The sequence below is a fragment of the Marinimicrobium agarilyticum DSM 16975 genome (genome assembly GCF_000423345.1).
Lineage (GTDB): Bacteria > Pseudomonadota > Gammaproteobacteria > Pseudomonadales > Cellvibrionaceae > Marinimicrobium > Marinimicrobium agarilyticum.
In genome coordinates this window covers 1-7,248 of sequence record NZ_AUHU01000023.1, presented here as the reverse complement: position 1 = coordinate 7,248, position 7,248 = coordinate 1, and the positions used below count along the sequence as shown (strand labels likewise).

1 protein-coding gene is annotated in these 7,248 nt (G+C 57.3%); it reads right to left on the bottom strand.

Annotated features, from left to right (window positions below):
* A partial coding sequence (locus G547_RS23630; protein ID WP_036189125.1) for a beta strand repeat-containing protein occupies positions 1-7,248 on the bottom strand: 7,248 nt, incomplete at both ends.

The following is a 7,248-nucleotide window of genomic DNA, read 5'->3' as shown; positions in this document are numbered from 1 at the left end:
GTGCCGCCGAGCAAATTGGCCACGCCGGTGAAGGTGAGCTCACCCAGGGTGCCGCTATTGAGGTTGGTCACGGTCCAGTCGGTATTGGCGTTGGTGCCGAGCAGTGTATGCTCGGCGTCCCGCCGCCCATCCAGTGTCTGGATCTCGATCAGGTTCAGGTCGGTTTGCGCCTCTTCGGTCGTGGCGATGGTCCATTGTTCAGTGTCGGGTAACGCACTGAGGTCGACGCGATTTTCGCCACCGCTGCCACCGTGGATGACGCCCTCCACCCGGCCTCCGGCCCCAAAGGTGAACACGTCATTCGCGCGGTTGCCCTGCAGGCTCTTTACGTCGCTAAACCGAAGCACGTCATTCAGCGTGCCACCATTGCGCCGGTCAATGCTCCAGCGATTCGTGCGACGGTCGCCTTCCAGGCGGTGATTGAACCCATTGTTGCCAATGACTTCATCCATACCCACCAAGCGAACATCCGCGTCCGCGCTATCGGTATCCAGGCTGAGCCACAACGCCTCGGAGGCGCCGCTGATGTCCAGGGTGTTGCGCTCGCCCTCAACGCCGCCGTGCAGGGTGTGAGCCTTACCTTCTCCGGTGAGGATAAAGTCGTCCACACCGGAGCCACCCTGCAACTGTTGGATACCGGTGAAGGTGAGAAAATCGCCATTGAGCGAGCCACCGCCGTTCTCACTGATTCGCCAGGTATTGGGGTCGTTGTTGGCGTACAGCCTATGTTGGCGGTCATTCGAGCCGATCAGGGTTCCAACGCCTGTCAGATTCGTATCGGCCAGCGTTGAATCACCAAGGCCGATGGTTTGGGCGATTCCCGCCGCACTGATATCCAGTGTATCGGAGCCCGAGCCGCCGATCAGCGAGCCAATAAACCGACCATCATCGGCCACCCGAAATTCGTCGTTGCCCGAGCCACTTTCAAGAAGGTTGAAGTCGATAAAGTACAGTGATTCACCGTTAAGCGTCACCTCGCCATCATTGACACCGTCGTTCTGACAACCCTCTTCGCAATTTTGGTTGACTCCGGCGATGGAGCCGAGGCGCCAGGCAGCGTCGCTATCCGTTTCCCCCAGTCGCAACCGGCTGGTGAATTCCCCCGACCCATTGTTGTTACCGATAACGCCACTGATGTTGCTGATGTTTCCATCCAGCCCCCCAAAGGTGACGGTCACCGCTTCGGTTTTCAGGGAATAATCGATGAGATTGGTGCCATCGCCCCCATCAATATCACCCGTAGCACCGCCGTCATCGAGGATGGCGAAAATATCGCCTCCCATGCCGCCCGTCAGGTCAGAGAAGCCGGAAAACGTGGTCGTCTGCTGAGAGTCGCCATTGGTGTAGGTAACGTCCCCCCGGTTTTGGCCGATGAGTGTCCACTCGTAGGTCCGGCTCCCGCCACCCACCAAGTGGTTATCGTGGTCCGCTTCAGCCGTCAAGGTTTCGAACCCTTCAGTGACGACATCGACTTCGATGTTTTGCGCCGGCTCGACGTTCCCCACGCTTATGGTGATGGCGCGATCAAGGCCGCTCAAGTCCAGCTCATCAGTGGCTCCCGCTCCACCGTCGAGCGCCGCAAAACTCTGAAGGTCTCGCCGAGTGAAATCATCCGCCGCGGTGACACTATCCTGCTGGTTGTGGCCGACCAGAGTGTCCATGCCAGTAAAGGTTACGCGCTGGTCCGCAACACCAGCGTCGTCCAATGTTCCGCTGCGCTCGCCGGTCAGACGCCAGGTATTGGCCCGTTCGGGCGCAATGAGCTTATTGTTTTCACCGCCGCCATTGAGGGTCTGAATACTCTCAAAGTCTGTCACGTTATTGAGGTTGCCCTCACCGGTGGCTATCAACGTCCAGGTGTTGGCGCCACTGGCGGAAAGAGAGTCATCGCCGTTACCGCCGAGTAAGAGGCCATTAAAGTCCACGCCATCCATATAAAAGCGATCGATACCGGCATTGCCTTCCAGAGTACTCATGCCGTTGAAGACCAGGCTTTGCGAACCGCTGGAGATTGTGGTTTCCAGGGTGCCACCGTTAGCGCCAGTCAGTCGCCAATCATTCTCCGCGTCCGAACCGATCAGACGGTCGCTGCCCGCCCCGTCAATACGCCCAATGGCGTTGAAGCCGATGGTATTGTCAGAGTCTCCCAAACGCACCGAACCGTTTCGGGCGCTGCTGAGTGTCCAGGTGGCGCTCACCGGATCGGTCTTGTCGGCCTCGTAGGTCAACCGATTGTCTCCAGCGCTGGCATTAATGCGCTCGATCCAGGCGTCGACGCCCGTCAACGTAAACTGATCGTTACCCTGACCCCCGTTGAGCACCTCCAACTCGCCGAAGGTGCTGACACGATCGCTTGTGCCCATACCGGCGCCGGTCACTGACCAGAGAGTGGTGTCGTTGTTGCCGCTTTTTATCAGGACACTGTCCCGACCGTCGCCGCCACCACCGAGGATGCCAACCGACAAGCGGCCGCTTTCCTCGATGGTGAAAGTGTCATCGCTTGAGCCGCCCCACAATTCACTGATGCCGGAGAAGGTGATAGCGTTGTCGTTAAGCTGCCCGCGGTTATCACCGTAAACCACCCACTCATTGCTGACGTTCCCGCCAATCAGTTGATTATTGCTGTTGCTACTGGCGGTAATGGTTTCGATGCCTTTGAGCCATACGCCTGCACCGTTTGCACCGTCGGGAGCGCTCTCCTGGAGTCTGAACGCCATGTCTTGAGTCGACTGGACCGTATTAACCGTATCCGTATTGCTGCGGCCATCCAGATACCCTGACAGGCGGCCTTGACCGCGAAAACGGAATTCATCCTGCCCGCTACCGCCGAGCAGTTGATTGAAGTCGATAAAGGCGATGGTTTCATTGCCGTGCTGGAAGAGACCATCGTTGATGCCATCCGCCCGACTTTCGCCGTTATCATCGATAATCCAGGTGTAGCCGTCAGAACCATTGGCCAACAGCTGACTGTTGAAGCCCGCGCTACTATTGCCAATGACCCCGTCAATGCCACTGAGCACGGGCCCACCACAGGCCGCAGAGCTGCCGAGCAAGTTGACGCAGAGCGCTCCCGTTCGCAACGAATAGTCGATCCAGGTTTCACCACCGCCGCCGGCAATACCGCCCGTGAGTTCTCCATTGTTCGTAAAGGCAAAGGTATTGGTTCCCGCTCCCGCTTCCAGATATTCAAACTCAAAGAAGTTCAACGTATTCTGGTTGCCACCATTTTGGGAAGGCCTTACATTTCCGTCGTTCGTCCCCGTCAAGGTCCACCGGTAGTTCCCGTCGGCCGGACCGAACAACCTATTTCCCGGCGCCTGGCTATCCTCGTTTGCGCCGCCGTCGGCCTGAAGTGTTTCGATGTTCCGGATGGTCACATCGTCGTCATTCCGTGCTTCCCACGTATCGGCATTGTGTTCCGGCTCGAGCATGCCCACAGTGACCGCTCTGTCGGTAATACTCGACACGTTGAGTGAGTCCTCCCCGCCAGCGCCGCCGTCAATCACACCGGCAAAAAGCACGGCACCCTCAGTGGAGAACGCGTCAGCAGCACCGCCGCCGACCAGCGCGGCCATACCGCTGAAGGTCACCTCAGCGCCAACGTCATCGGTGGCCGCCAGGGTGCCGGCATCAGCGCCCGTTAACGTCCAGGTGTTGGAGAGGTTCGAGCCGGTCAATCGATCTCCCGTCGCGCCAAGGAGCTCGTTGATCGCGGAAAACGTCGTGCTCAACGAGGTCACTTCGCCTGAGGCCCCATCGGTTGTGTTGGTGCCGTACGCGGTAACACGCCAGGCGTTGCCTCCACCCAACACGGCCAGGGTGTCCCCACCGCCCGAACCGCCGTCGACGATACCGTCGAAATCGGTATCGGCGTTCAGTGTAAACGCGTCACGCGCCGTGCCGCCCACCAACTTGTTCATGCCGGTCAGCGTCAGAGTGTCTGAGTCGTCGGACAGGGTCCACTCATTGGTCGCGAGCGTGGTGCCACTGGTCAGGGTCCAGGTGGTTTGCCCATCGCGTCCGTAAAAGGTGTCCGATCCCGAACCGGCCAGCGTATTCAGGTTCTGGAACGTCTTGACTCGGACCAAACCCGTCATCGACACGATGGCGTCGGTCCCCGTGTGGTCCAATCGCCAAGTGTTGGGGCCACCATTGATGGTTAAAGTGTCCGCTCCATCGGTGCCGCCATCCAGTGTGCCTTCAAAGCCCGTGCTGATCCCCAGAGTGAAGGTGTCGGCGGCGCTGCCACCCACCAGCTTATTCATCCCCTTGAGCGTCAGGCTCTGGATGCCTTCGGTTCCTTCATCCAAGCTCCACTCGTCACTCTGGTCAGTGGCATTTTCAGACAGCGTCCAGTCGGTCGCTCGGTTGCGGCCAGTGAAGCTATCTGTGCCGCTGCCCTGAAGCGTTTGAAAACGGGAGAAGGTGTCTACCCGGTTTGTCACCGAGCCGGTCACCCAGGCGGCATTGCCCTCATCTACCCCAAGCGTCCAATTGTTGTTACCGCCCACCAGGATTAGCGTATTGGAGGCGGTATCGCCGCCATCAATGGTGCCCTTAAAGTCGGTGTTCGCATTCAGCGTAAAGGTGTCGGCGGCGCTGCCGCCGACCAAGTGCTTCATGCCGGTGAGCGTAAGCTCATCATTATTCAGCGACCATTCGTTGTCCGCCATACTTGTGCCGGTGGTTAACGTCCAGCTTGTTTCGCTATCACGGCCATGGAAGGTATCGTCTGTCGAGCCGTTCAGGGTCTCCAGGTTCTGGAACGTCTTGACCCGGACCAAACCCGTCATCGACACGATGGCGTCGGTCCCCTTAGAGTCCAGTTGCCACGTGTTGGGGCCACCATTGATGGTTAGTGTGTCCGCACCACCGGTGCCGCCATCCAGTGTGCCTTCAAAGCCCGTGCCTGTCCCCAGAGTGAAGGTGTCGGCAGCGCTGCCACCCACCAGCTTATTCATCCCCTTGAGCGTCAGAGCCTGAATGCTTTCGGCTCCTTCATCCAGGCTCCATTCGTCGCTCTGGTCAGTGGCATTTTCCGACAGCGTCCAGTCGGTCGCGCGATCACGGCCAGTGAAGCTATGGGTTCCGCCGTCGCCTTTTAGCGTTTGAAAGCGAGAGAAATTATTCACCCGGTTCGTCACCGAGCCGGTGACCAAGGAGAGGTTGTTCTCCTCGACCGCCAATACCCAGTCGTTGGCTCCCCCCTCCACGGTCAACGTATTCGCGCCGGCCTCACCACCATCGATCGTGCCTTCAAACGCACTGCCGCTCTCCAGGGTGAAGGTATCGGCGGCAGTGCCGCCGGTCAGTTGATCCATTCCCTTGAGCGTCAGAGCCTTGATACCTTCATTTTCATCCAGAGTCCACTCAAGGCTCTGATCATCGGCGTTCTCAGACCAAGTCCAGTCGGTTGCGCGGTTGCGGCCAGTAAGGCTGTGCGTTCCGCCATCCCCTGCAAGCGTTTGAAAGCGGGAAAAGCGATTCAGTCGGTCCGTCACCGAGCCGGCTACCTGGGAGAGTTTCCCCTCCTCGACCATCAATGCCCAGCTGTTGGTTCCACCCTTCACGGTCAACGTATTCGAGCCCGCATCGCCACCATCGACAATGCCTGCAAATGCTAAGCCGCTTTCCAACGTGAAAGTGTCGGCAGCACTGCCGCCAATCAGCTTACCCATTCCCTTGAGGGTTAGCCCCTGGATATCGCCGTCATCTTCACTCAGGGTCCACTCAAGACTTTGGTCATCGGTATTCTCTGACCAGGTCCAGCTCGTCGCCACGTCGCGCCCATAGAAGGTATCCGCGCCTGCCCCCTTCAACGTTTCGACGCTCTCAAAGGTCTTGAGCCGCAGCTCACCATCCCGAGAAATCATCGGGTTATCGTCAGTGGGGCTCAGCCGCCAAATATTGGGAGCACCACCGCTAACAAGAGTGAGGGAGTCATTCCCCAACCCACCCTTCAATGTACCATCGAAATATTCCCCGGATACCACGGTAAAGTCATCCGTACCGCTACCGCCCTGGACCACATTAAACCAAGAGAAACCCAGCTCGCCGTAGACGTCGCTATTCAGTGTGCTTTCGGCGGAATGCTGTGCAATGTCCCACTCATTATTCCCGTCAACAATGGCCAAGGTCGCGATGTACCCATCTTCACTGTTTCCAGTGAAAGCCTGAATATTGTTAACATTGTCCAGGCCGGTAGAGCCAATCGTGACAGTGACATTCTGTGTTCTCTGGGAAAAATCCAGGCGATTTCCTTGGGCGCTGCCTCCATCAACACCCACCAAAGCAGCGTCATCTCCAAAACGGAAGATATCGCTTGATGAGCCACCCACCAACTTATCGATATTCATGAACCGGGTCAGATACGCGATCGGCGAACTGCCAGTGTTGTCCATCAATTGGTTGAGAGAAGGATCACTCCCATCGAGCCCTAAAGCCCATAAATTATCAATATTAAGTCCGGTCAGGCGATCAAAGCCGCCTTCTCCGCCATCAAGGGTGCCCGTCAAACTACCGCTAGTACCCTCCGTCCCACCGGACGTAAAGATAAAGCTGTCATCACCAGTGCCGCCTGTAATATTGGCAAAGTTACTGAAGAACAGCTCACCGGAGAAAAGGTTGTCGTCAACACCGGTCTGTTCGAGGAAACCGCTGTTCTGATCATTCAGCGTCCAGGTATTGGTACCACTGGCAATTTTAAGTGTGGAGTCCTGGTGGTCGCTTCCCACCACTGTTTGAATGTTGCTGATACGCCAGGGTTCACTTCCCCCCCCAATACTCAGATTGACCGCACTGTCAACGCCGGAAAAACTAAACGTATTGCGATCACCGGTTGCACCACCGTTGACAAAAATATTGGCATTTTCGCTGTAATCCGTGACTGTAAACGTATCAGCGCCTTCACCGCCTTCCAGGTGATCAATATCGTAAAAGGTGTTCACTCTGTAAGGCGTTTGGTCGCCCACAACATCGACCACCTTGCCACTGTTATCACTGGCCACTGACCACTCAACAGTGCTACCAGACGCACTTTTAACCTGAAGAATGTTGACACTTTCTGTTTCCGTGTCGCTCTCCGAGAAGCCTCTTATGCTCTCGACAGAAGCTCCAACATTGACTACAAATTTGTCGTTGCTAGTACCCCCAACCAGTGCTTGCATGTTTTCAAAAGCATAGGCGTAGGCAGGGTCTCCCTCGACGTCCTGCTCAACAATCCCGCTACCGGCACCGGTCAGTGTCCAT